We start from the raw sequence: 23,514 nt of genomic DNA, 5'->3' as shown, positions 1-23,514 counted from the left end.
TCATCGCGCCTAATTAATAAATACAACATGCCGGTGAAAAGGCAAAAAAAATCGGCTGGTATTTTCACGCACTTCACACCGTAAAAACGCGCGAATCACAATCGCGCAAAGACTGCGCAAAAGCGCCGGCTTGATTCAGGAATTACTGTGAATCGGCCGGTTTCTTCTCGTCCTGATCTCGCAGCGCACGTTTTCGGCCCGGCTCATGCGGGAACTCGGATTTCAACCGGTTTTCGCGAAACTCGTCGATCCTGGCTGCGTCGTACGCCGCCTTCCAGACGCCCGCCAGCGCCGCGCCGCCCTCAAGCATGCGGCCTTCGATGAACTGCTTGCCGGGCGCGCGCTTCAACTCGCCGGTTTTCTCCAGCTCGTAGAGCGGCTCAACCAATTCGAAGGTTTCGTACAGATAGGCGACGATGTCCTGCCAATTGTTCTTCTTCGAGAACTTTCGAGCCGGCTTCACTCGGTCCTTCAGTGTGTCATAGCTGATGTTGTGAAGCGTGAGAACGTCGCCGTCGATGTACGCGTGAAACTTGTTGTCGCGCGTGTACCCCTTCGGATTCGGGCCGACCCAGCCGTGATGATGAATCGTCATATGAAGCGGCTGCGATCCGTCGCCGACATAATGACTGAGTATCCCCATAGAATAGACGATGTTCTCTCGCGCATTGCGGATCATGCCCGGCGTCACGCGGTCCGGATGGGCTTCGTAGGTCTTGAGCTGTGTCCAGCTCGCTGCGACCTGCCATTGCAGCTCCGTGATGCGATATGGAAGGAAGCCGGGCAACTTACGCGTGTAATCGCGATCGGGCCGTGGCTTCTCTTCCCCGGCGGGCTCAGCAAACTTCTCCGGATGCAGCGCCCGTTGTGTCGCCATCATGTCAGTGAATTCGACCCGGAATCGCGGCAGCGATCGAACCGACAGGCCGAACGGGTGCAGCATCTCTTCGTCCAGATAATGATCCGGCCCATTGATGTGATCGAGTTGAAAGTCCCGTTGGCCCCGCCATCGATCGGGTTCCGAGGAAAGGTACACCAGACGCTCCCGGACATCGGGCGAGCGCAGCCAGTCGGGCATGTCTGTCGGCAGTGCGTCAATGGCCAGCAGCGTGATGATGGCGTGCCCATCCTCGTCCCATGCGGCGGCGATCGACGGCATCGCGATCGAAATCAGCAACGATGCAAGTGTGGCGCGGATTCGCTCATTCCAACGCGATCGAATGGGTCGCTTCCGTCCGTCGGCCTGAGTCACGTTGCGGCGTATCATCCGGCGCATCTGGGTCCTCGCAGAGGCGGGTATCCGCCGATTTGTTCCACGATTGTTCGCCGGCGCCCTCGGCGAGCCGAGCGACAATCGATCAGGTCCGTGTCACGATAGCGGGTATCGGCGATTCTGTCGGCCCGCTGGGTCCGAAAAATTGCCAGTCGCTGCTCGTGCAGTCGGTTTCTTCCAGTCGAATTCGGAATGTTGAGCTGGTGTTCTGTTGAGTTTCAGCCATCGGTTCGCCATAATCAGAAGGTGGCAGGATCGCATCCAGCCGCCCGCCGAAATTCGTGTGGCGAAGTTCGGATCACAACATTCGAGTCCGCCGCAAGTTAACACCGTCCGCCGAAAATTGACAACGCGCGGGAAAACAATATATTAACAGGTTTCCCCGCAGACCTTATCGCCGCGGCGCGGTGATGATCGCGCCGGTGTGCGGGGGAACCGAACGAGGTCCAGTCGTGAAGCGAAAATTGATTGCCAGTCTAACGCTGATCGCGCTCGTCGGAATCTCCGCGGATTCATTGGTCTGGGCGACGCCTGAGCCGAGCCCTGTTCGCGTGTCGTGGGAGCTGCAATTCGAGCCCACGGCCCCGGTGCGAATCCTTGTCGATACCGGCGCCGGCCAAAAGGTGTACTGGTATTTCCTCTACACGGTGACGAACAATTCTCCCCAGGATGTCGATTTTCATCCTGAGATCGTTCGCGTCAGCGAGATTTCGAGCGAGGTGCCGGAGGATCAGGCCGCACAGATGCCGGAGAAGGCCGCGCGATTGACGGTCGAGCCGTCGATTGTCGGAATCCATCCGAAGGTTTTCGAGGCGATCAAATCGCTGCATGCCAAGACGCACCCCTTCCTCGTTGAGCCATACAAGGCGATTACGAAACTCAGGCAGGGCAAGGACAACGCCCTGACATCCGTCGTCGTGTTTCCGGAACTGGACCCGCGCGTCAGCAAGTTCACGATTTATGTCAGCGGCCTGTCGGGCGAGCGGGTCACAAAGCCGAATCCGGCGTTCGACGCGAAGCGGCCGGTCTCTGATGAGAATCAGCCGGTCTTCGTCCTGACCAAAACGCTGGCGATTCCTTACACGCTTCCCGGCGATCCGGCCACGAGGCGGAATGCCGAACCCGCGCTGGGGCGGATGGAATGGGTGATGCGGTGAGGACCGCGTCATCCTGCGTTGAATCGGATTGTTGAAAGGTGAATGAGTGGGGCATACCCACGCGGTAGAGGATATTCAACATGGCACATAAGAAGGGACAAGGCTCCACCAAAAACGGCCGCGATTCCAATCCGCAGTTTCTCGGATTGAAGCGGCATGACGGCGAGATGGTCACAATCGGAACCATTCTCGTGCGGCAGAACGGCACGCCCTACAAGCCGGGCATGTACGTCGGCCGAGGCCGGGATGATACTTTGTTCGCAATGCGCGAGGGCAGGGTTGTGTTCACCGGTCGTCGCGTTTCGATTGTGCCGGTTGCGACGGAATAGCCGGCCGCGATCGGACGGTTTCGATTCTAAAAGCGCACCGTCGCGTCTGCTCGCGCCGGTGCGCTCTGCTTTTACGCCATCTGCGATTGGTCGCTCCTCACGTCGGATGTCCGAGGCGTTCTGAATCGTTTGTCGTCCAGGTGCAACTCCGAGTCTTCAAATGCTCTTCATCGATCAGGCTGAAATCTGCGTTCGCTCCGGAAAGGGCGGTGACGGCTGCGTCAGCTTTCGTCGCGAGAAATATGTCGCCAAGGGCGGACCGGACGGCGGCGACGGCGGCGACGGCGGAAGCGTGTACCTCGAAGTGGACGCCCAGCGCTCCACGCTGGTCGATTTCACCGGCAGACATCACTGGACTGCCGAGAACGGGCAGCCCGGACGCGGCGCGGACTGCACGGGAAAGAACGGCCGCGACGAAGTGGTTCGAGTGCCGCCGGGCACGCTGGTCTACGATCGCGACAACGGCGTGCTGCTTCGGGACATGACCGCGGAAGGCGAAAGGCTGTGCGTCGCGCGCGGCGGCAAGGGTGGCCGCGGAAATGCGAGGTTCGCCACCGCGACCCACCAGGTGCCGCGTGAGTTTGAACACGGGGAGATCGGCGAGGAGCGATGGCTGCGGCTGGAACTGAAGCTGCTGGCGGACGTCGGCATCGTCGGACTGCCCAATGCGGGTAAGAGCACATTGTTGTCGCGTGTGTCCCGGGCACGGCCGAAGATCGCTGATTATCCCTTCACGACGCTCGTTCCAAATCTGGGAATTGTTGACTTGAAGGGATACCGCCGTTTCATCGTGGCGGATGTTCCGGGGCTGGTGGAGGGCGCGCATGAGGGGGTCGGACTCGGTGACACGTTTCTGCGTCACATCGAGCGTACGCGCGTGATCCTGCACCTGATCGATCTGTTTCCGGTGGAAGGGTGCCCTGCGCCGGCGGAGGCCTATCGGATGATCCGCGACGAGCTTCGAAAGTACAGCGAAGTGCTGGCCGCGAAGCCGGAACTGGTCGTGGCGAACAAGCTGGACCTCACGCCCGATGCCGAACCAGAGGCACTGACTGAATTGTCGCGTGAGATCGGAGTGAATGTCATGGCGATCTCCGCCGTGACCGGTCGCGGTATTGAAGCCGTGACCAATCGCCTTTGGCACATGCTCGAAGCGTCTCGAGAGGCCGAGGCCGCCGGGAACGCATTCTGATCCTGCATTGCCCACGCGGCCCATTCGTCTTCGATTTCCCGTGCATGCGACGATTTCGGCGCGTGCGTCATGCCGTGGGTCTCGCAGAGATCCACCGAAAATTCCGGATGTTGCCATTGAAAAAGCCCACGACATTCCTGCCGTGGGCTTTGTAGGCCCTGCTTGATGCGAGGCCAACTCGTCACCGTAGAGCCGGCCCCGGGTGATCGTGGGTGCGTCGCGCTATTCCTTCACCTCGAATTCCGCGTCAATCACATCGTCGTCCTTCTTGCCGCCGCTGTGACTGCCGGCTCCGACGGGCTCCCGGTCGCCGGTGGGCGAACCCTTGCCGTGGGCTTCACCGGCCTTGGCCGCTTCCTCGTAGATGATTTTGCCGATCGCCTGTGACGCGGTCATGACATTCTCCATCGCTTTCCGGATGGATGCGGCGTCGTCGCCCTTCATCACGTCGCGCAGGTTTGACAGGGCGTTCTCCGCGGCCGAGCGTTCGTTCGCGGGAACTTTCTCGCCATGCTCCTTCAGCGTCTTCTCGGTCTGGTAAACGACCGAGTCGGCCTGATTCCTGACGTCGATCAGCTCGCGCTTCTGCTTGTCGGCCTCGGCGTACTGCTCGGCCTCTTTGCGCATCTTTTCGACTTCGGCCTCGGACAGTCCGCTGGAACCTTCGATGCGGATTTTCTGTTCCTTGCCAGTGCCGACATCCTTGGCCGAGACGTTCAGAATGCCGTTGGCGTCGATGTCAAAAGTGACCTCGATCTGCGGCATGCCGCGCGGCGCCGGCGGAATGCCCTGAAGGTTGAACTTGCCGAGCGTGCGGTTGTCCGCCGCCATCTGCCGTTCGCCCTGAAGGACGTGGATCGTCACTTCGGGCTGATTGTCGGCGGCAGTGGAGTAGGTTTCCTTCTTGCTCGTCGGGATCGTGGTGTTCCTCGGAATCATGACGGTCATGACGCCGCCCATTGTCTCGACGCCGAGTGACAGAGGAGTAACATCCAGCACGAGGATGTCCTTCACGTCGCCGCCGATGATGCCGGCCTGAATGGCGGCGCCGATGCCGACCGCCTCATCGGGGTTCACGCTCTTGTTCGGTTCCTTGCCGAATATCTCCTTGCACAGTCGCTGGACGGCCGGAATTCGAGTGGAACCTCCGACCAGGATGCACTCCGTGATGTCCTTGGCGGTCAGCTTCGCGTCCTCAAGCGCCTTGAGCACCGGCCGGCGACACCGCTCGACGAGCGACTCCGAGATCTGTTCGAACTTGGTTCGAGTGAGCGTCATATTCAGGTGCTTGGGGCCGCTCGCGTCGGCGGTGATGAACGGCAGGTTGATGTTGGTCTCCATGCTGGTGGAGAGTTCGCACTTGGCCTTCTCGCACGCCTCCTTGAGCCGCTGGTGTGCCATCGCGTCATCACGCAGATCAATGCCGTACTGCTTGCGAAACTCCTCCGCGACATGGTCGATGAGCACCTTGTCGAAATCGTCGCCCCCGAGGTGCGTGTCGCCATTGATCGACAGCGTTTCGAAGACGCCGTCGCCCACGTCAAGAATGCTGATGTCAAACGTCCCGCCACCGAGGTCGAAAACCGCAATCTTGCCGCCCTTGTTCTTGTCCTCACCGTAAGCGAGCGCGGCGGCCGTCGGCTCGGGCAGAACGCGCTTGACCTCGAAGCCCGCGATCTCTCCGGCTTCTCGAGTCGCCTTACGCTGGGAGTCATTGAAGTAGGCCGGCACGGTGATGACTGCCGCATCGATCTTCTCGCCGAGATAGTCTTCGGCCGTCTTCTTCAGGTCTTGAAGGATCATGGCCGAGATTTCCGGCGGGGTGTAATCCTTGCCGCGAACGCGGACTTTGACGAGTTCATCGGGACCACCGACGACTTCGTAGGGAACAAGTTTCTCTTCCGAGGCGACTTCGTTGTGCCGCCGACCCATGAATCGCTTGATTGAGAACGTTGTGTTCTTGGGGTTGGTCACCTGCTGGTGCTTCGCAACCTGGCCGACGAGGCGCTCACCTTTTTCGGTGAACCCAACGACCGAGGGCGTGGTCCGGGCGCCCATCGCATTGGTGAGCACCTTCGGTGAGCCGCCCTCCATGACGGCAACAACCGAGTTGGTCGTGCCGAGGTCAATTCCGATTATTTTACCCATCTGTCTCGTCTCCTGTTTTTGGGTTCGGGGCGGTGCGATCGCCGTCTGAAGACAACCGGCGCGCATCGCCCCGTCTTCCGAAAAGCAAGGTCGGTGCCAGACGCGAGCTTATTCGAATTGAAATATAACTGTATGTATTTGTTTGAGTTATGAACACAGGAGTCCGCAAAGTCGCTACGTGGATCGCTCGCGACTGCCAGTATGACATGCCGCGATGGCCGATTGCGGAGTCAGGACGGTTGCGATGCCCGGGAATCGGGTGGAATCGCGATTTCCAGGTAGTGCTTTCTGGCGAGCTGGACCAGTTCGGAGAAGACGGCCTGCGCTTCCTGATCCGTGAAGACGCCGGGGATGTTGGCGGTCTGGTCGCTTCCGCGGTAAGTCATGTAGCTGAACTCCCCTGAGAAAACCGCGCGGCCGACGTCCTGCCACGGAATCCATTTCTCGCCGATGTCGCTTCGAATGTAGAGTCCGCGAGGCGCGATGGCCACACAGGAAAGCCTGCGACGCGAAGCGAGCTTTCGAGATCCGCCCCGAACGATCCCCGCGACTGCGAGCATCAGGAGGGCGACGAATATCAGATGGGCCGGTCGGCTGATCCCGTTGACGAAGATGGGCCCAAGCCCAAGCCCAATCAGCCCGACGGCGACGACCGGACCGATGTATTCGATCAAATAATGGGAACGGACAGGCGCATACCATGCGCGGGATCGCTCGTCATACTCGAAGCCGCATTCCGGGCAGCGATGCGGCGGAGGCAGGCCGGTGAGCGCATATTCGCACTGCGGGCAGACTGGCAGGGGCTCGTCGATCATCGATTTTGCGCGACATCATACCCGAGATCCGGCTCGGAGAATCAGTCGAGTGGAATGGGTTCTCGCACGCGTGGAGTTTTCGGTTAACTTTCGCGACGATGGCTTCACCGAGCGGAGGATTGTCGAAACGGCTGACGGTGTGGCGATGCTACGCAGCGCTGCTCGTTTGTCTGGTTGCAGCGCGCGGCCTGTTCGTCATGTCGATCCTGCCCCCGTTCGAGGGTTGGGACGAATACCAGCACATCGCTTTTATTGAGCATTTGATCGAGCATGGCAGCGAGCCGGTGATGGGGCAGAGCATCGTGCCGCGGTCGATGCATGCCGACCTCGTCCGTTATCCGCACCCCCCGTTCGGTGCCGAGCAGGTTCGGCGACTCGGCGGAGTCGACTACGAACAGTACTGGAGCCTCAACGAACCTCCGACGCTCGTTCCTGATGCGCGCGATCTTCCGTTGTATCAGGCGCAGCAGCCGCCTTTGTACTACCGGCTTGTTGCACCGCTCTATGCCGGACTGAAGGCGGACGGCGGCATGCTTCCGGCCATTACCGGTTTGCGATTGGTGAATGTATGGCTGTGTGCGGCGGCTGTGGCAGTCGCGTTGGGGTCGATTTCGTTCTTGTTCGGACCGACCGCGCATCGATATCCTGTCGGGTTGATCGTGGCAACGCAGCCGCTGTATCTGCTGAATTGCGCTCGCGTTGCGAATGATGCGCTCGCCGTTCTGCTCGGCAGTATCTGCGTGGCGATGTTGTTTCAACTGTTGTCGCGATGGTCCTGGTGGCGTGCGGTCGTCGCAGGGATGACGCTGGGCCTCTCAATTCTCTCCAAGACGAACCTGCTGGGCTTGATTCCATTTGTGCTCGTGGTTTGCCTGTGGCTGGCGTGGCGTCGCAAGGCGGCATGGGGCCGGGCAGTGGCTGGCCCGGCGATCATCTTCGGTATCACGGCGGCGATCACCCTTCCGTATTTCCGCGCAAATGTTGCTCGTCACGGCGTCATGACGCCGCTGCAGGAGGCCGTCAGGAATGAGGCGTCCGGTCGCGGTGTGGCCGATCTGGCGCGAGCCGCGGCAGAGATTGATTGGCGTCGCGATTTTGTCATGCGGTTGTTTCGTCAATCGCTCTGGCGCGGTGGCTGGAGCATGCTGGGTCTGGATACGCCGATTCTCGGAATCAGGCAGCCGCTCCCGACGCTATACGGCGCGATTGTGGCATGTTCCATCATCGCGGCAGTTATTGCGGCAGGTCGGAGGCGGTTGGGAAGGAGCGTCTTCGCGGGTGGCGGCCGAACGAGCCTGGCGATTGGCGCGCTTGGGGCGGGGATGATGGCCGCGCTGGCCTATCATGCCATTCATTCGCAAGCGGCCGTCGGGAACATCGGCACGAATGTGTGGTACGGCGCCGTGGTATTCCCGTGGCTGATCTGCCTTGTTTATGCCGGCCTGGGAAAGCTGCCCTGGCGACGCGCGGCGATCGGGGTCATGGCGATCTGGTTGGTCGTTCAGGTCATGGCGGAGTGGGCGGGAACCCTGAATGTCATGGTCCAGGCCTATTACGGGGAGCGTTGGAACGAAGGGGCGGCCGCGCGAATCAATTCACTGCATCCGGCCGGCTGGGGCGCCGATTTGACCGTCCGGGGTATCGTGTGTGCGAGCGTGTGCCTTTTGATCGTGCTCGGAATCGCGGCGCGCAAGGTGTCGAATCACCGTGAAGGCGGCATTTCGGCGTGAAATCGGACCCTGGCCGCGCCCGGTTTGATCATCAATTCGATGCGTTTGATGCGGGATTCAGTTGATGGGCGTGCTGGTGCCGGCACCGCTGGTGAGCGGGTTGGAGATTGCGTTTGAAAGTCCGCCACCCAAGCCGCCGTTAAAAATTCCTCCGAGCGCATTACCCGGGCCGACGAGCAGATTCAGGCTGTCGACGAGTCCCTTGATGATGTCGACGAATTGCAGGAAGAGCATATCGAAAGTCTGGCGAACCCACGGCGTATCGTCCGGGATGTTGCCATCGAAGGGGTCGAGGGTTCCCGCCTGGATGCTGATCGCCTGCCGGGTGTAAAGGCCGGGCGCTCTTGCCTGGAGGGCTGAGCCGCTGGTCGTTGTAAACTGGTTCGTGACGATGGGCTGTCGCGTCGTGCCCGAAGGCTGCGTCGTTGTCTGAGCCTCGTTTGGAGCGACGGTGAAAAGAACGAGGGCGATCGCAACGCTTCCGAGGATGAGAGTCTGGCCGATCATCCGCCGGGCAAGTGTTCTGGACATAAGTCTTTCGCTCCGAAAATTAGTTCCGCAATCCACGAAGATTGCATGAATCACCGACCGCTGTGCGGATCGGTGGCCGAGTCGCGATGCATTATACATCGGCGAGGGTCGTGAGTCGCAATCGGAATCGAATCCGCGTATGCGAAATTCCGGGGCGGTGAATCGGCGGTCGGCAGAATCTGCCGGAATCGAGGGTGCGGGGCGATATTTACGCATCCATTGATTTGTAATGAGTTTATAGTGTTTTCGGCGATATCGGTCCGGAGAAGTCAACCCTGTCTGCGGGGTCCGGCCCGTTCGGGTTGTCGTCGCCGGGGGTCTTATTTCTTGTCCTTCGCGGCGTCGCTCGCATCACCGGTGTCGGCAGCGCCCTGGGTGGCGGTTAGGACACGCTGAATCGCAGCTTTTGAGAAAGTGATTTTCGTGTTGCTTGATTCATCCACCTTGAGGGTGACTTCATCGTCCCGGACCGCCGTGATGGTTCCCATGATGCCGCCGATCGTGATGACGCGGTCGTTCTTCTTGATCGCACTGAGCATGGATTCGCGTTTTTTTCGCTCTTTGGACTGAGGCCGGATCATCAGGAAATAGACGATTGCAAACATGCCGACCATGAGCGGCAACGGAAACATGTCGAAGAATCCCGGCGCCGGTTGCGGGGAAGTCGGGGCTGATGTCGTTTGTGCGAGTAGTGCGAGGGTGTCGATCATTCGGGGGCCTCGGAAAGGGGCGAACCGGCGGCCGCGGAGTTCTCAGCCTCTCGAAGCATGTCCGCCAGGGCATCTTGTCGAATGGCGTCGCGAATGCGCCGCATCCACCGGTGATAGTAAGCGATATTGTGGAGTGAGACCAGTATTGGGCCGAGCATCTCGTCCGCCAGGAAAAGATGTCGCAGGTAGGCTCGTGTGAATTGTTTGCAGCAGGGGCAATCGCAGGTTTCGTCGAGCGGCCGCTCATCGAGGCGGTACCTTGCGTTGCGCAGCCTCACAAAGCCTGCGTCGGTGAATGCGAAGGAGTTGCGGCCGTTTCGGGTGGGCATGACGCAATCGAACATGTCCACTCCCGCGGCGACGGCACGAATGATGTCGAGCGGTCGGCCGACTCCCATGAGGTACCGGGGGCGGTCCGAGGGCATCAGGTGTGCAAATGCGTTGAGACAGGTCGCCATGTCGCCGGTTGACTCGCCGACCGACAATCCGCCGATGGCGTAGCCGGGAAATCCGATGTGGACGAGTGCGTCGAGGCAACGGCGCCGGAGATCCAGGTCGAGCCCGCCCTGCACGATTCCGAAAAGGGCCTGAGCCGAGGAGGTCCATGCGGATTTGCACTCCGCGGCCCACCGGATGGTTCTTTCGACGGCGAGGCTGAGGGCGTCGGGTGTGGCGGGAAGGGCAGGGCATTGATCAAATGCCATGATGATGTCAGCACCGAGTTCCTGCTGGATGGCGACGGCGCTGGCAGGATCGAGGCGCATCAGCGCGCCGTCGATATGCGATTTGAAGGAGACGCCGTCGTCATCGATGGCATTAAGCGTGGCGAGGCTGAAGATCTGGAACCCGCCGCTGTCGGTGAGGATGGGGCCGTCCCACGACATGAAGCGATGAAGGCCGCCGAGATCGCGAACGGTCTGTGATCCGGGCCGAAGCGCGAGGTGATAGGTGTTCGCGAGAATGATGGACGAGCCGACCTGCCGGAGTTGTTCGGGCAAGATGCCCTTGACGCTTCCTCTTGTGCCGACGGGCATAAAGACAGGTGTATCGATTGTGCCGTGCGGTGTGGCGAATCGGCCGATACGGGCGCGTGTGCCGCGGTCGTTATGAATGGCGTCGAATTCGAACAAGTCGTCGGAATACTTTCTCGCGGTCAGTGCCGTTATCATGGCACGCTACCGGAGGCCGTGCATGAGCGGCACCGGGGGGCCGTGAACTGGATGATTGTCGGACCTGTCAAACCATTGACTTCCGCGGCAGTGTGCAAGTATACTGACGAGGCTCGAAGCGCCTAGTCATCGCTTCGGGATTGCGTAACGAATCAGTCCGGCCGGGTTGAAATCGGGGCGCTTGGGCCATGTTCCCCCGCCCGTTCCGCTGGAGAGGAAGTGATTCGGCGCAATGTCAGCGTAGCGGGCGTATCGGCAGGAGGCTGACGCGCTGTGCGGAGGCACGATGCCCGCGGTTATGACGGCCTTTGCGCCGTCGATATGGAGGGAATTCGTTTGAAAAAGCGAATCGCCGGCCCGGCGAGCCGTTCGACACGGCAGTCGGGCAAGTCTTCCATTGTCAAAAACGGAGCGGCCGGTTCCAACGGAGCGGAGCTGAAATCAACACGGACGCCGTCTCGTTCTCATCGAAAGCAACTTGGCGGAAATGGTGCGTCTCAGATTGAAGCGCCGAAGCCAACTCCGAAGACAAGCCTGAAGGCGGCTGAACTGGAATTTTTCAAGCAACTGCTGCTGCTCAAACGCCGTGAACTGGTTGGGGCTGTGAATCATATGGAACGGGAAGCGCTTCGCACGAACCGTTCCGACGCATCCGGCGATCTGTCGATGATGCCGATTCACATGGCGGACATCGGAACGGACAACTATGAGCAGGAGTTCACCATTGGATTGATCGCGGGTGAGCGTGCGACCTTGAAGGAGATCGACGAGGCGTTGGCCCGCGTTGCCAACGGAACGTACGGGGTCTGTCTAGGGACGCATCAACCGATTCCGAAGGCTCGACTGCGTGCGAAGCCCTGGGCGCGCTATTGCATCGAGTACAAGCGGACACAGGAGGATGCGGAGCGTCGCCGAGCGCGTCGCTATTGATTGGGGCTCCGCGGCAACTGCGGTTCGGCGGCAGCACTTTCCCTGCACGAATGGAACATTTCGAAACCCCGGTCGCTCCAGGCCGGGGTTTTCGTATAATCCGGCATTGTTGACGGCGACTTTTTGACCGCGCCGGGATGATCGAAGGTTGTCATCGGCGGGCGCTCCGTTTGAGGTCTTTCATGAGTGACGCAGACATATCCGAACCGGCGCCGAAGCCTGCGATCGTGGCTGCCGAGATGGTTGAGCCGTGGTCGATGACGCACCTTCCAAGCCATCTGCGACTCTGGCTGGTGACGATCGTGGGGCTGGCGGTTGATCTGTGGACGAAGACGTGGGCGTTCGACTCAATGAAGGCGGATGAGCCGCGCGTCCTGGTCGACAAGCTGCTGACGCTGCAATTGTCACTGAATCCGGGCGCGCTATTCGGGATCGGTGCGGGATTCGCCCCGATCTTCGTGGGTGCGTCCGTATTGGCACTTCTGTTCGTGCTTTACATCTTCGCAAACTCCGGCGCATCGAAATGGTCGATGCACATCGCCCTGGGTCTGGTGCTTGGCGGCGCACTGGGCAACTTGTACGACCGCAGCACGCAGGAAGCCTATGTCGTGCACAATCACTTCGGCCGCGACATCGGCAAGCTGGTACGCGAGACGCCGACGCACGTGTACCTGGAGGATTTTCCGCACGGCGGCAACGAACGCACCATTCGCAAGACGGATGATTTCCGATCGGGTCCGCAGCCGGTCGTTCGCGATTTCATCAAGATTGATGCCCGGGTGGGAGGGGTTCCGTTGTGGCCCTGGATTTTCAATATCGCGGATGCGCTGCTTGTCGTCGGTGTGATCGTCCTGCTGCTCAATTTCTGGTTCGATCGCAAGGAGCCGCAATCGTCGGCCGTCGCCTGATCGCGGGTGAATCCGGGTTCCACGCTGCCGTGCGCCGTTTGTCGGGCAAATCCTCGGATCATGTACGATTTTCGTGCAGGGTGCGCAGATCACATTTGCTTGCGACGCGCGAATCGGATGGCTTGGCGCACCCATTCGAGGCAGGGCGTCGGCGTCGTGCCATAGTCGAGGAATTCGATGGCGTCGTGGCGTTGCCGCGTGGCGTCATACACGGATGCGACCAGGGAGGGGCTGTCGTTCCACGCAGGTGGGCAGGTGTGCATCTCCAGTCGTGCGGGTAAAGGCAGTCTATCGTTGGAGTGTTCTGGCGCCAGCACGAAACCATCGCAATGTTCGGCGAGCGCGTGCGGATTGGCAGCGGACATGATCGCGGGCGATGTCGTCCGTACGAAGAGCGGACGGCTTGCTCGCTTCCGGATTGATCGGAGAAGCGATGACACGATCTCTTCCCGGATGGCGGCGAATGCTCTGAGCCGGGGATTGCCCGATACGATCGCGGCGAAATCTGATTCAGGGCAGGGCATCAGAGAGGGAAGCGAGTCGAGAAGCGTCTTCAACTCGTTCGATATGGCGTCGGGATCGAGATTGGCGTCCATCGCCCGTTGGCGACAGGCAGAGCAGAAGCACCAGCCGATGAGTGCCGAAGTCGAGGCCTCATTCGGCAAGCCGATGATAGGGCGTTGGATTTGATAGAGTCCCGGGCCGAAGTCCGCGCCCGCCAGTTCGATCGAGTCAATTTGAAAGTTCGTGGTGAGGTCCTCGACCATGGCGGCGACGAACTCCCTTGCATCGGGATTGGCCGGACAGAGTCGAGCATCGTGTGGTCGGCCGAAAAGATCAACGCAGGCCGTTCCGGGATGTCGTGCCGCGAGCGTGGCATTCTCGAATGGGCCGACCCTGATGGCGACGGTCAGGTCGGTCTCAGCGGCCGCGGTGATGATCTTTTCCAACTCGTTGCGCGACTTGATAGCGGGGGCGGTATTGGGGCGGAGCCGGGTGCTTGTGTAGTGCCGGGCTGTCGGCTGAAACCAGGCGGCCGCACCATGGGAAACGATCTTCGACGAATCGGCGATTCGTGGTCTGAAGGCCATGCGTTCCGGCCCGACTGCGTCGACCACGAGCCCATTGACGCCGATTTCACCGTGCAGCCGGTCGATCGCGGCCTCGATTCCTTCGTCGAGCATGTCGGGAACGCTGCAATGGAAGAGGAATCGAGTCATGAGACGTGTCATCGCCCGCGCAATCTGGCAGCGGCGTTCGCCCGTGAACCGTCGCTGGACAAAGCCGCCGTGCACAGGCATGTGCAGTTTATACGTGTTCGTCCGGTCCGAGTGGCGGCAACGTGAGGACTTTGTAGTAGCAGTAGCTCGCCAGCGACACAACGAATGTGATCGAGACGAGCATGATGATCCAGCCGAGTGTCGTCATCGGTTGTTCCTCTCCATCTCAGCCGTGGGAAATCCGCCCGGAAGCGGGATGTTCGTTGGTTCGGGGCCCCGCGATTTCCAGTGCTTTCCGGCGAAGTAGATCATGATGAGTAAAGTGACGAAGCAGACTGCAATCATATATACCGACTTCAATTCCGTGCTGCCCGCGGTGAGGGTTTTGATCCGGCCCGGCAGATTCTGAGTGCACCAGCCGATGAAGATCACGAGCAGGTAGGTCGGCGATACATACTTGATGATGAAGTAGAAGATTCGAGGGATTCGGATGTGAGCGCCTTCGTGGGCCTCATTGAGACCCTTTTCCACGCCGTAAATCCAACCGAACATAATGACCTGAATCATGGCGAGCACGAAAATCGCCAGGGTGCCGACCCAGAAATCGATGGCGTCGACAGCAGCGAGTCCCTTGCTGTAGTAGATCACAAACAAACCGCCGGCGCCGGTGATCGCGCCGAGCACGATGATCGACTGTTTTCGAGACCACCTGAACGCCTCTTCGAGGAAAGCGGCGACCGGTTGCAACATCGAAAGTGAGCTGGTAATGGCTGCAAGGAACAGCATGAAGAACCAGAGGAAGCCGATTAGCCGGCCGAACGGCATATAGGCGAATACAACCGGCAAGGTGTGGAAGCCGAGCGAAAAGCTGGAGTTGATGCTGCCGGCGATTCCACTGGCACCCAGAAACACGAATGCGGCCGGAATGGTGATAAGTCCACCGAGGCAGACTTCGAAGAACTCGTTGGTTGAGGTGGCTGTCAGGCCGGACAGCACGACATCATCTTTTCGGTTGAGATAGCTTGCGTAGTTGACAATGACTCCGAAGCCGACCGAGAGGCTGAAAAATATCTGACCGGCGGCGGCGAGCCATGTGTTGAAGTCTTTGAGTTTTTCGAGATTGGGATTCCACATGAAGCCCAGGCCGCTGATCACGTTCTGATCCGGCCGGCTTTCGTCGGGGGTGCCGAGAGTCAGGACGCGAACAAGCACGACGATCGCGCACACGGCCATCGCAGGCATGGCATACTTGCAGAAAGACTCGATTCCCTTGGTCAAACCGCGGTAGATCAGGAAGAAATTCACGCAAAAGACAATGATCCAGAAAATCACGCTGATGTGGAGGCCGCCCTCCATCATCAGACCATCGGAGTCCTGGCCGACGAAGGACTTGAAGTAGGCTGAGAACTTTTCGGGATCTTTCCCGCAGGCGAGAAATTCCTGGGGCATCGTGAGGTACAAGTAGCAATACCCAAGGCACCAGCCTTCGACGTAGATGTAGTACATGTAAATGATGAGCGGAATGAGCAGGCCGAATGAGCCGAGATATTTGCTGATCGGGTTTCGCCAAATTACGCTGAAAACGCCGGGACATGAGTTGTAACCGGCCAGACCGCCACGACGCCCCATGCTCCATTCAACCCAGCAGATCGGAATGCCCAGCACAAGGAGGGCGACGAAGTACGGAATCATGAAGGCGCCGCCGCCATTCTGTGCGGCATTGCCGGGAAAGCGGAGAAAGTTACCCAGTCCCACCGCCGAACCGGCGACAGCGAGAACGACGCCGAGGCGCGAACCCCATTGTTCCTTTGCCAACGCGGTACTCCTTTGCACTCTATCAGACGGCGAGAAGGGCCCGGACAAACTCTGGTTCCGGTTGGGATGTAGAACGTAGCGAGGCCCGGCCGGAATTGCAAGGAACCGAGCGTGCGTAATATGGACGGGTGTTAATGAGGCGCGGTTGGAGCGGGGAGGATTCGCGGGTGGCGGCCCGTCAGTACTTCTCCGCGCCGGCGCCGGACTTTGCCGGTGCGGCGTCGCTTCCGGAGACGGTGAGTCCTTTCGCCGCTTGCACAATCGCCACGCCCGCGCTCGCGCCGATGCGTGACGCGCCTGCGGCGATCATTGCCTTGAGGTCTTCGAAATTGCGTATGCCGCCGGCCGCCTTGACGCTCATGCGAGTGCCGCGAACGACTTCGGCCATGAGGGCAACATCGCGTGCCGTTGCGCCGCCGGTTGCAAAGCCGGTGCTCGTTTTGACGAACTCAGCGCGCGCCCGTTTCGCTGCGAGACAGGCTCGCACTTTTTCGTTGTCGGTGAGTAGCGCACATTCGATGATGACCTTGCAGATGGCGCGACCGTCGATGCAAGCGTCGGTGACAGCCTTGATGTCCTGGAAGACCAGCTCATCGTCGCCGCTCTTGAGTGCGCCGATGTTGATGACCATGTCGATCTCTCGGGCTCCGTCGCGAATGGCCCGGCGGGTTTCGAGCGATTTGATGTCAGCGACGTGGGTTCCGAGCGGAAAGCCGATGACCGTGCAGACCTTGACGCTTGTTCCCTTGAGCAGACTGGCACACTGCTTCACATAGGTGGGATTCACGCAGACCGACGCAAAGCCATACTCAGCCGCTTCTCTGCAAAGCTGGTCGATCTGCTGGCGCGTGGCCTCGGGCTTGAGCAGCGTGTGATCGATGAATTTTGCGACTTCCTTATCGACACGGCCGCCGCCCAGGCCGTGACCGATGCGGGATGCGCCGTGGGCGATCAATTCTCGGACAGCCGCCGGGTCTTTGACGGCGCAGTGTTCGCAGCATGTTGGTCCGCAGCTCGCGCAGCGGCATGTGGCTCGAAGCGTGCCGCCCATAATCTGTACAATGCGCTCGGCGATGCGTTCGAAATCGGCATTGGAAAGTTCGGCAGGGAGTAGCGAATCGCCCGATGCTTTGTTCATTGTATTCTCGATTGGGGCGGCGCGTGGTTTGGCGTCCGCACGACCGGAGTCATGTTCGTGCTGCGTCTGCGCGGAATCCGCCGGATGGGCGGCGGCCTTTGAGGGGACGGGACGATCGCCGCCGAGCACGCGACGCTCGATCTCATCGATGATCGCGACCCGCTTGAGGTGGCGATCGACCGTGCAGTCTTTGGCCAGCCAGAGTTCGACAATCTGCTCTGCCAGGGAGGCGCCGATCAACCCCGCGCCGAGTGTCAGCACGTTGGCATTGTTGTGTTCGCGGCTGTTGGCGGCCGACGACAGATCATAACACATCGCCGCGCGCACACGGGGAAACTTGTTGGCGGTCATGCAGGATCCGATGCCGGCTCCATCGATGACGATGCCGCGCCATGCGGAGCCTTCCGATACGCGGGAGGCGACGGCTCCGGCGAATGTCGGGTAGTCGCAGGCGGCGGCGTCATATGTGCCGCAGTCGTCGATCACGTAGCCCCGATCGACAAGAAATCTCTTGAGCTTCTCCTTCAGCGGAAATCCGCCGTGATCGGCTCCGATGGCGATTCGTTTTTCAGCGGTCGATTGGGTCATTCACTGCGATGGTAACAGTTTTTGCAGGTCGGCGAGCCCGCTCCATTGGCGAAACTCTGTGGGTCATTCTACCGCAGGGTGGCGGACCGGCAAATTACGCCACCCGGCGTGTCCCGCGCGGGTCAGTGACCACATGCCTGGCCGCGGCTAGTTCGGGAATCGGCTCTTCAGGGTCGCATCGCTGCGTCGCCGGCCACTCATCCGAGTGACGCGACGCTGACATTTTTGGGCTGTCGGAGCTTCGGGTCGGCCAGCATCCGTTTCAGTATGCTCTCCAACTCGTTCACCGATTTGCAGTCGACGATGACCTCGCCGTTTCGGCGATGGTCGATGGCCTGCCCGGCCAGCTTTTTTGCCCAGCCGCCGGACTCCGACAGCGCGATCACGGGCCGATTGTACATCCAGGCATAGGCGATCTCGCTGAGTGTGCCGCAGGCGCCGCCGATGATCACGATGATGTCGCCGCTAATGGCGGTGATGACGTTGCGCGCCCAGCCCAGCCCTGTGGGAATGACGTAGTGGGCAAATCGATTGGCCTCATTCATGTCTGTGCCGGGTGTCACCGCGAGAACAAGTCCACCGGCTTCCGCGCAGCCTTTGGACGCGGCCTCCATAATGCCGCCGCGTCCGCCGGTGACAATTGCCGCGCCAAGCCTCGCGACGGCTGCACCGGCCTGTTCTGCAATCCGCAGCATGTGCTCGTCGGCCTCGCTGCTACCCATGATGGCGATCTGTGGTTTTCGGAGTGTGCCTTGTTGCATCATGTCGTTCCCCTCATCGCGGAGTTTATGGTTTGCTCGCGTTGTGCCTCAATCGGCCTTGATCGCTTGCGTCGACGTCGTTCAGCCGACGTCGGTGGATCCGTCTCGAAGAGGTTGGGCCGAACGGAACATCAGGGGGATGGTACCGGAATTGAATGTTGTCCGCGCGGTAGGGCCTGAGGTCCGGGCGATGTCGTGCATGCCGAGCACCGACGAATGACGGGAGATCGGGCCGATTGGCCGCGAAGCCTACCGGGCCTTCATGGGAGGACGCTTGGCCGCCGCGACCGCGATGGCGGGTTTACCCTTCGGACGATCAATGGGCGCCGACTTGCTCGCGATGGGGGTACCGTTGTCCTTGGTGGCCGGCCTGGCGTCGGACTTTGCCGGGGCGTCCTCGTCGGTTCGGACGGCATTCGTCTCGGAGCCGCCGTTTCCTCCGATGGCGTTGGGACCGAAGCCGGCCATATCAAGAATCTTGAGGCGGATTTCGTTGAAGAGATCGAGATTGTCCTCGAGGAATCGCTTTCCGTTTTCGCGGCCCTGTCCGATCTGAACGTTCCCGTACCGGAACCAGGCCCCCTGCTTTTCAATTACGTTGTACTTTACGCCGAGATCGAGCAGATCGCCTGACCGGCTGATTCCGCTATCGAACATGATGTCGAACTGGGCATCTCGGAAGGGTGGGGCGACCTTGTTCTTGACGACCTTGGCCCTGACTTGATTGCCGATGACGCTATCGCCCTCCTTGATTGACGCGATGCGCCGGACATCCAGGCGGATGGAGCTGTAGAATTTCAGGGCGCGACCGCCGGGCGTCGTCTCCGGATTACCGAACATCACGCCGATCTTCTCGCGAATCTGATTGATGAAGATGACAATGCATCGGCTTTTGGCGATGGCGGCTGTCAGCTTTCGCAAGGCCTGACTCATCAGGCGTGCCTGAGCGCCGACCTGGGCCTGGCCCATTTCGCCCTCCAATTCCGCCTTGGGAATCAGGGCGGCGACGGAATCCACGACGATGACATCCACGGCATTGGACCGGACGAGCATGTCGCAGATTTCAAGCGCCTGCTCACCGCCGTCCGGCTGTGAGACGAGGAGCGTCTCCGGATTGACACCATTGCGCTTCATCCATGCCGGGTCCAGCGCATGCTCCGCGTCGATGAAGGCGCAGACGCCGTCGGCCCGCTGGGCGGAGGCGATGACATTCAGCGCCAGTGTCGTCTTTCCGCTGGACTCAGGCCCGAAGCATTCGACCACGCGGCCTCGCGGAATGCCGAACCCGCCCAGTGCCAGATCGAGCGACAACGCCCCGGTGCTGATGGCATCTCTTGTGATGGCCACGTTGCCGTCCATCGCCATGATGGAACCTTTGCCGTAGGCCCGCTCAATCTGCTGAAGGGCGCGGTCGAGGGCCTGATGGCGCTTGTCGTCCACCTTGATCTTGTCCATCGGCGATGCGGCGGATGATGGGTTCGCGGGCTTGGCCATGATGATGATGCTCCTTCGATTTCAGGCTGATTCGAACGTTCAGCCTCGGTCCGCCCGAGCAGCGGCGCGAAATGACGTTCGGTGATTCTTCGGGTATCTTGCCAGTAAGATCGGACGGAGGCAAGTGGAAATTTTAGGAAATTGTTAGGAATTGCCGAGGGCGTCGAACCGGCCTGTTTTCGGCCGTGAATCGGCCTAGTCAGGCCGGCGCTTTGATCACGAAACACTGGCCGTTCCGAAGAGAGATCGGCTTTTCGGGCTTGTCGGCGAAAAATTCGTCCACCGCCTTCTTTGCCGCTTCGGTATAGGCCGGCGCGCCGTAGTCGTCACACAGCATGATGCCGCCCGGACTCATGCGCGGATAGAAAAACTCGAACGCATCGCGCGTCGACTGATACAGGTCCACGTCGATATGCGCCATCGCAAATGTCCGATCCTTCACCGCTTCCAGCGTCTGCGGAATGAAGCCCGGGTTGAACGTCACGAACGGATAATCGCGCAACAGGCCTTTCACATGGTCAAGGCTCGTGTCACCGAAGTCGCCTTTCCTGTGGCTGCTCGGATCGCTGTCGGCCGTCGTCGGCATGCCGGCGAACGTGTCGAACAAGTGCAGTTGCTTGCCATGGATGCCGCTTTCAACGAGCGTCCCCGCCGTCAGTGCCGCGGTCCCGCCGCGATATACACCGCATTCCGCGAAATCGCCGGGCAGACGCGCGCACGTCTGCGCGAAGCGATAAATCATGTAACAGCGGTCTTCCTTGACGCACGTATGATCCTTGATGCGGTTGTACTTCTCCTGAAACCACGGCTCGAACCAGGGCGAATACGTGAAGTATCCGTAAGGTGGGCACTCCGTATAGGTCTCGGCTTTCCCGCGACGCGAAATTTCATAGCCCAGCGATCGGGCACAACGCTGTAAAATGCTCTTCCACATGCAGGTCGATGGCTCCTGATGGACGCCAAGCCACTCACGGCCAAGCATCACCCCTCCGAAATCGGATCGTAACGGCCACAATTGGCGGTGTCCAGATTCAGCACCTCGCACGACCTGCGGCGACGAGGCGGCAGAACGCATTGTTCCTGACCTGCCGGGCTTGAGGCGAAGTGACACCAATCGTTGGCAACTGGCAGCGTGGATGATCAATCCTGGAATGTGGCCTGTCTTGCAGCGCATGCGACACGTTGCATGCCGAGTGCGAAATGCGACGGCGACCATGTCGATTTGGTGATTCCCGTGGCTGTAGGTGAGGCACGGTTTGAAGGGTACGAAGCTCGATGACATGACTGTGGTTCGAGTTCGGCTTCGATGCCGGTCACTGACTTGCCAGTGATAAGCAGATTTCAGGCGTTCTCAACCACATTGTCCCGTGTGAGTTGCGAATGTCGGGTTTGTATCTGATTGCACCCCGATGACAGTTGCGAGACTGTCACCTGAGGTTTCTTCGATCTCGTAAATTTGTTTTTTTCTCTTTTCTTTCTGAGGGGGGGGGGGGGGTAGAATTAACCTATGGGCGTGTAAAGCAGGCAGAGATCAATCCCAATGTGAAAGGAGGTAGCCGTGCGATTAGAACCACGAGCAGCCACTCTGCGGGAATTCATGAGTTCGCTGTTGATTTTCATTGTGGCAGTCGGACTGGTCATGGTGGATGTCTGTGGCGTGGCACGAGGTGAGTTGATTGCAGGTAAATGCGGCAAGACTGTCTATTGGGGATGCGATGCCACATTTATCTGCGTCGAATCGATTGGCTATGAGTGTGTGAAAGGGGGAGTGTCGGGTTGTAAAGAAGGGCATAATTTCCCGTTTAAACTGTGCATCTCCTACCCAACCACCTGCTTTCGGCAGAATATGATGTGCTATCGAGACTATTATGTCACCGATTTCTTCTGCGGGACATGTGAGGACTATTGCAACGAATATCAGGTGTATGTGCAGGGATGTTGGTGATGTCCAGGGTGCCGCCGCGCGGCATACCCCGCTTGAAGGAGAGAACCAATGTTAACGCGAACTCACACAAGCATAATAGTTGGTGTATCGCTGTGCGCTGTGGCACCGATCGCTATCGGACAAGAGGGCAATCGAATGGATGGCCCGAATGCTCAAAACCCCGAAGTCATGGCGATTGCGGCTGACGAACTTGAAGCCATTCTCGATCAGGCGACCGCAACGCAGAGTCAGTTCGATGCACTGAGTGCCGAATTCTCACTGACTTTCCACGAGAATCTCGAACGGTTCTCGATGGAATCGATTCAGTCCGTCCCGCACCTCGCCTACAACAACGGCCACATGACCGGCACGATGCGATGGTGGCGAGACGGACAGCGCGAGCGACTGGATGCCGCCTTCGACATTCCAGAGGAGTTGATGCGGCACGAATACGAGGACTTCGTCATCGTGAAGGACGCTGAAAGACAGATCGATTTCCTGTGTCGCACCCGTCAGGCCGCCATCTTACGTCCCGGCCTGCTTCGTTCGAAGAGTCCGGCAGATTGGCTCATCCCTGGTTCAAAGAAGGGCCTTGGGACATTCCGGGGAGATGATCGTTTTCAGATTCGGGGTTTCTGGGATGGAAATGATGGCGATTGCCTGATCAGGATTGCCGCAGACGGGATAAGTGTCATAAATATGACATTGTCAGCGGCGTTCGATTTTTCCATCACGAACTGGAGATCAGGCGATAATCGGGCAAGCGGGTCCATTTATTACGGAAGGGACGCTGCGGGTCGCGTCGTTCCGCGTCTGGCCGAAATCGAATTACGCGATAATAACGGCTCATTGATTCGGCGAAGCGAACTTCGAACCGAATCTTTCGTGTACGGCGTCCCGTCCCCCGAGGCAATGCAGTTTCAGTTTCCGCCGAATTCACTCGTCCTGGATAATCGAACGGAGTTGCACGGCGGACGTCAGATCGCCTTTGAAGCGGACTCCGCCGGTCAGTTGCATGAAGTGCCGGCTTATGCAATGTCCCAGCCCTCGACACCACCGCCAGGCCGACAGAAGCCGGGAATGGCCGCTACATATATCGGTGTCTTTATTGTCGCCGTGGTTCTTGGATTCCGCGCCTGTTCAGTATGGGTAGCGCAGCGTGGGCGACGGCGATGAGCCCGTCTCCGACATGGTCGATCGGCGCCAGTGCCGTGAAAACGGCATCAAGATACGCCTTGTTGGGCAAATTCTTCCCGGCCGCATTTCTCATCGGACAGTCCGCAGTGGCCCTCATTTTTGTTGTCGCGGGAACTCAGAAACTCTATTACGGCCCGGGTCAGATTATGGCGGCGTTTGGCGCGCTGGGGTGGGACGCGTCCCCGGTCGTTGCCTATTCAATCGCAATTTTTGAAGTCATTCTTGGCTGCTGGCTTGCAACTGGCAGGTTCCCGCGTGTGGCTTCCTGGTTCACGCTAATCTGCCTGATCCTGTTCTCTGCCATGCTGGTTCAACTCGGCCAATCAGTCGGATGGAGCGAGAAATGCGGGTGTATGGGCCCATTCTCCAGATTGACCATTCAGGAGTCGCTTGTTCGCAACGGAGCGCTCATCATATTGATAGTCGCTCTACTCATTAGCTACCGCCTTCACAGGCCCAGTTCGTGATCTCAACGCACACCGTAA

The 23,514-nt window shown here is 59.6% G+C and carries 21 protein-coding genes; 9 read left to right on the top strand and 12 right to left on the bottom strand.

The features are described from left to right. Positions 1-142: 142 nt before the first annotated feature. Positions 143-1,267, bottom strand: a complete 1,125-nt coding sequence (locus KF841_04980; protein ID MBX3394698.1) for a hypothetical protein — start codon at positions 1,265-1,267, stop codon at positions 143-145. Positions 1,268-1,725: 458 nt separating this feature from the next. Here KF841_04980 and KF841_04975 point away from each other — a divergent pair, with 458 nt between their 5' ends. From KF841_04975 to obgE, 3 genes are all read left to right on the top strand, one after another. Next, positions 1,726-2,430 (top strand): hypothetical protein, encoded by a 705-nt coding sequence (locus tag KF841_04975; protein ID MBX3394697.1) that lies wholly within the window; start codon positions 1,726-1,728, stop codon positions 2,428-2,430. 80 nt (positions 2,431-2,510) lie between these two features. Then, positions 2,511-2,759, top strand: coding sequence for a 50S ribosomal protein L27 (gene rpmA, locus KF841_04970; GenBank protein ID MBX3394696.1), 249 nt, complete (start codon positions 2,511-2,513; stop codon positions 2,757-2,759). 160 nt (positions 2,760-2,919) lie between these two features. Further along, positions 2,920-3,951, top strand: coding sequence for a GTPase ObgE (gene obgE / locus KF841_04965; GenBank protein ID MBX3394695.1), 1,032 nt, complete (start codon positions 2,920-2,922; stop codon positions 3,949-3,951). Between the two features lie 222 nt (positions 3,952-4,173). Here obgE and dnaK read toward each other — a convergent pair whose 3' ends face one another. Both dnaK and KF841_04955 read right to left on the bottom strand, forming a co-directional pair. After that, positions 4,174-6,165: a molecular chaperone DnaK gene (dnaK, locus tag KF841_04960; GenBank protein ID MBX3394694.1), complete on the bottom strand. Its 1,992-nt coding sequence runs from the start codon at positions 6,163-6,165 to the stop codon at positions 4,174-4,176. Positions 6,166-6,329: 164 nt separating this feature from the next. Continuing rightward, complete coding sequence (locus KF841_04955; protein MBX3394693.1) at positions 6,330-6,914, bottom strand: hypothetical protein; 585 nt, start codon at positions 6,912-6,914, stop codon at positions 6,330-6,332. Between the two features lie 119 nt (positions 6,915-7,033). On the opposite strand from KF841_04955, the gene KF841_04950 reads away from it, so the two are divergent. Beyond that, on the top strand, positions 7,034-8,644 hold the full coding sequence (locus tag KF841_04950) for a hypothetical protein (GenBank protein MBX3394692.1): 1,611 nt from the start codon (positions 7,034-7,036) through the stop codon (positions 8,642-8,644). Between the two features lie 57 nt (positions 8,645-8,701). Here the strand turns inward: KF841_04950 and KF841_04945 are convergent, their stop codons facing one another. From KF841_04945 to tgt, 3 genes are all read right to left on the bottom strand, one after another. Beyond that, the gene (locus tag KF841_04945; GenBank protein ID MBX3394691.1) at positions 8,702-9,175 is read right to left on the bottom strand and encodes a hypothetical protein; all 474 of its coding nucleotides are present in this window, start codon (positions 9,173-9,175) and stop codon (positions 8,702-8,704) included. Between the two features lie 320 nt (positions 9,176-9,495). Beyond that, positions 9,496-9,885 (bottom strand): preprotein translocase subunit YajC, encoded by a 390-nt coding sequence (gene yajC / locus KF841_04940; protein ID MBX3394690.1) that lies wholly within the window; start codon positions 9,883-9,885, stop codon positions 9,496-9,498. Continuing rightward, entirely contained in the window at positions 9,882-11,054 is a 1,173-nt protein-coding gene (gene tgt / locus KF841_04935) for a tRNA guanosine(34) transglycosylase Tgt (GenBank protein ID MBX3394689.1), read from the bottom strand. The genes yajC and tgt overlap by 4 nt, the downstream gene beginning before the upstream one ends. A 534-nt stretch (positions 11,055-11,588) precedes the next feature. Between tgt and KF841_04930 the strand changes: the two genes are divergently transcribed. Continuing rightward, entirely contained in the window at positions 11,589-11,984 is a 396-nt protein-coding gene (locus KF841_04930) for a TraR/DksA family transcriptional regulator (protein MBX3394688.1), read from the top strand. Positions 11,985-12,166: 182 nt separating this feature from the next. Continuing rightward, positions 12,167-12,892, top strand: coding sequence for a signal peptidase II (locus KF841_04925; GenBank protein MBX3394687.1), 726 nt, complete (start codon positions 12,167-12,169; stop codon positions 12,890-12,892). A gap of 89 nt (positions 12,893-12,981) precedes the next feature. Here the strand turns inward: KF841_04925 and KF841_04920 are convergent, their stop codons facing one another. The 6 genes from KF841_04920 to KF841_04895 form a co-directional block, all read right to left on the bottom strand. Next, positions 12,982-14,112, bottom strand: a complete 1,131-nt coding sequence (locus KF841_04920; GenBank protein ID MBX3394686.1) for a hypothetical protein — start codon at positions 14,110-14,112, stop codon at positions 12,982-12,984. Positions 14,113-14,316: 204 nt separating this feature from the next. Beyond that, a complete protein-coding gene (locus KF841_04915; protein ID MBX3394685.1) occupies positions 14,317-15,927 on the bottom strand; it encodes a sodium-dependent transporter in 1,611 nt (536 codons plus the stop codon). Positions 15,928-16,105: 178 nt separating this feature from the next. Then, the gene (gene deoC, locus KF841_04910) at positions 16,106-17,653 is read right to left on the bottom strand and encodes a deoxyribose-phosphate aldolase (protein MBX3394684.1); all 1,548 of its coding nucleotides are present in this window, start codon (positions 17,651-17,653) and stop codon (positions 16,106-16,108) included. Between the two features lie 197 nt (positions 17,654-17,850). Then, positions 17,851-18,417: a TIGR00725 family protein gene (locus KF841_04905; protein ID MBX3394683.1), complete on the bottom strand. Its 567-nt coding sequence runs from the start codon at positions 18,415-18,417 to the stop codon at positions 17,851-17,853. 246 nt (positions 18,418-18,663) lie between these two features. Continuing rightward, on the bottom strand, positions 18,664-19,854 hold the full coding sequence (gene recA / locus KF841_04900; protein MBX3394682.1) for a recombinase RecA: 1,191 nt from the start codon (positions 19,852-19,854) through the stop codon (positions 18,664-18,666). A 253-nt stretch (positions 19,855-20,107) separates the two neighbouring features. Then, positions 20,108-20,890, bottom strand: coding sequence for a class I SAM-dependent methyltransferase (locus KF841_04895; GenBank protein ID MBX3394681.1), 783 nt, complete (start codon positions 20,888-20,890; stop codon positions 20,108-20,110). A gap of 576 nt (positions 20,891-21,466) precedes the next feature. On the opposite strand from KF841_04895, the gene KF841_04890 reads away from it, so the two are divergent. From KF841_04890 to KF841_04880, 3 genes are all read left to right on the top strand, one after another. Further along, on the top strand, positions 21,467-21,853 hold the full coding sequence (locus tag KF841_04890; GenBank protein MBX3394680.1) for a hypothetical protein: 387 nt from the start codon (positions 21,467-21,469) through the stop codon (positions 21,851-21,853). Positions 21,854-21,988: 135 nt separating this feature from the next. Continuing rightward, positions 21,989-23,008, top strand: coding sequence for a hypothetical protein (locus KF841_04885; GenBank protein ID MBX3394679.1), 1,020 nt, complete (start codon positions 21,989-21,991; stop codon positions 23,006-23,008). Next, entirely contained in the window at positions 23,005-23,496 is a 492-nt protein-coding gene (locus KF841_04880; GenBank protein ID MBX3394678.1) for a DoxX family protein, read from the top strand. The genes KF841_04885 and KF841_04880 overlap by 4 nt, the downstream gene beginning before the upstream one ends. Positions 23,497-23,514 lie beyond the last annotated feature (18 nt).

It is taken from the genome of Phycisphaerae bacterium (genome assembly GCA_019636475.1).
In the GTDB taxonomy this organism is placed as follows: domain Bacteria; phylum Planctomycetota; class Phycisphaerae; order UBA1845; family UTPLA1; genus JADJRI01.
This window is presented reverse-complemented; position numbering and strand designations above follow the sequence as displayed.

Bases quoted from the DNA above. Each gene is read 5' to 3' on its own strand.
- KF841_04980 (MBX3394698.1), bottom strand. From the start codon at position 1,267: ATGATACGCCGCAACGTGACTCAGGCCGACGGACGGAAGCGACCCATT.
- rpmA (MBX3394696.1), top strand. From the start codon at position 2,511: ATGGCACATAAGAAGGGACAAGGCTCCACCAAAAACGGCCGCGATTCC.
- obgE (MBX3394695.1), top strand. From the start codon at position 2,920: ATGCTCTTCATCGATCAGGCTGAAATCTGCGTTCGCTCCGGAAAGGGC.
- dnaK (MBX3394694.1), bottom strand. From the start codon at position 6,165: ATGCGCGCCGGTTGTCTTCAGACGGCGATCGCACCGCCCCGAACCCAA.
- KF841_04955 (MBX3394693.1), bottom strand. From the start codon at position 6,914: ATGATCGACGAGCCCCTGCCAGTCTGCCCGCAGTGCGAATATGCGCTC.
- KF841_04945 (MBX3394691.1), bottom strand. From the start codon at position 9,175: ATGTCCAGAACACTTGCCCGGCGGATGATCGGCCAGACTCTCATCCTC.
- yajC (MBX3394690.1), bottom strand. From the start codon at position 9,885: ATGATCGACACCCTCGCACTACTCGCACAAACGACATCAGCCCCGACT.
- tgt (MBX3394689.1), bottom strand. From the start codon at position 11,054: ATGATAACGGCACTGACCGCGAGAAAGTATTCCGACGACTTGTTCGAA.
- KF841_04925 (MBX3394687.1), top strand. From the start codon at position 12,167: ATGAGTGACGCAGACATATCCGAACCGGCGCCGAAGCCTGCGATCGTG.
- KF841_04920 (MBX3394686.1), bottom strand. From the start codon at position 14,112: ATGACTCGATTCCTCTTCCATTGCAGCGTTCCCGACATGCTCGACGAA.
- deoC (MBX3394684.1), bottom strand. From the start codon at position 17,653: ATGACCCAATCGACCGCTGAAAAACGAATCGCCATCGGAGCCGATCAC.
- KF841_04905 (MBX3394683.1), bottom strand. From the start codon at position 18,417: ATGATGCAACAAGGCACACTCCGAAAACCACAGATCGCCATCATGGGT.
- KF841_04895 (MBX3394681.1), bottom strand. From the start codon at position 20,890: ATGCTTGGCCGTGAGTGGCTTGGCGTCCATCAGGAGCCATCGACCTGC.
- KF841_04885 (MBX3394679.1), top strand. From the start codon at position 21,989: ATGGATGGCCCGAATGCTCAAAACCCCGAAGTCATGGCGATTGCGGCT.
- KF841_04880 (MBX3394678.1), top strand. From the start codon at position 23,005: ATGAGCCCGTCTCCGACATGGTCGATCGGCGCCAGTGCCGTGAAAACG.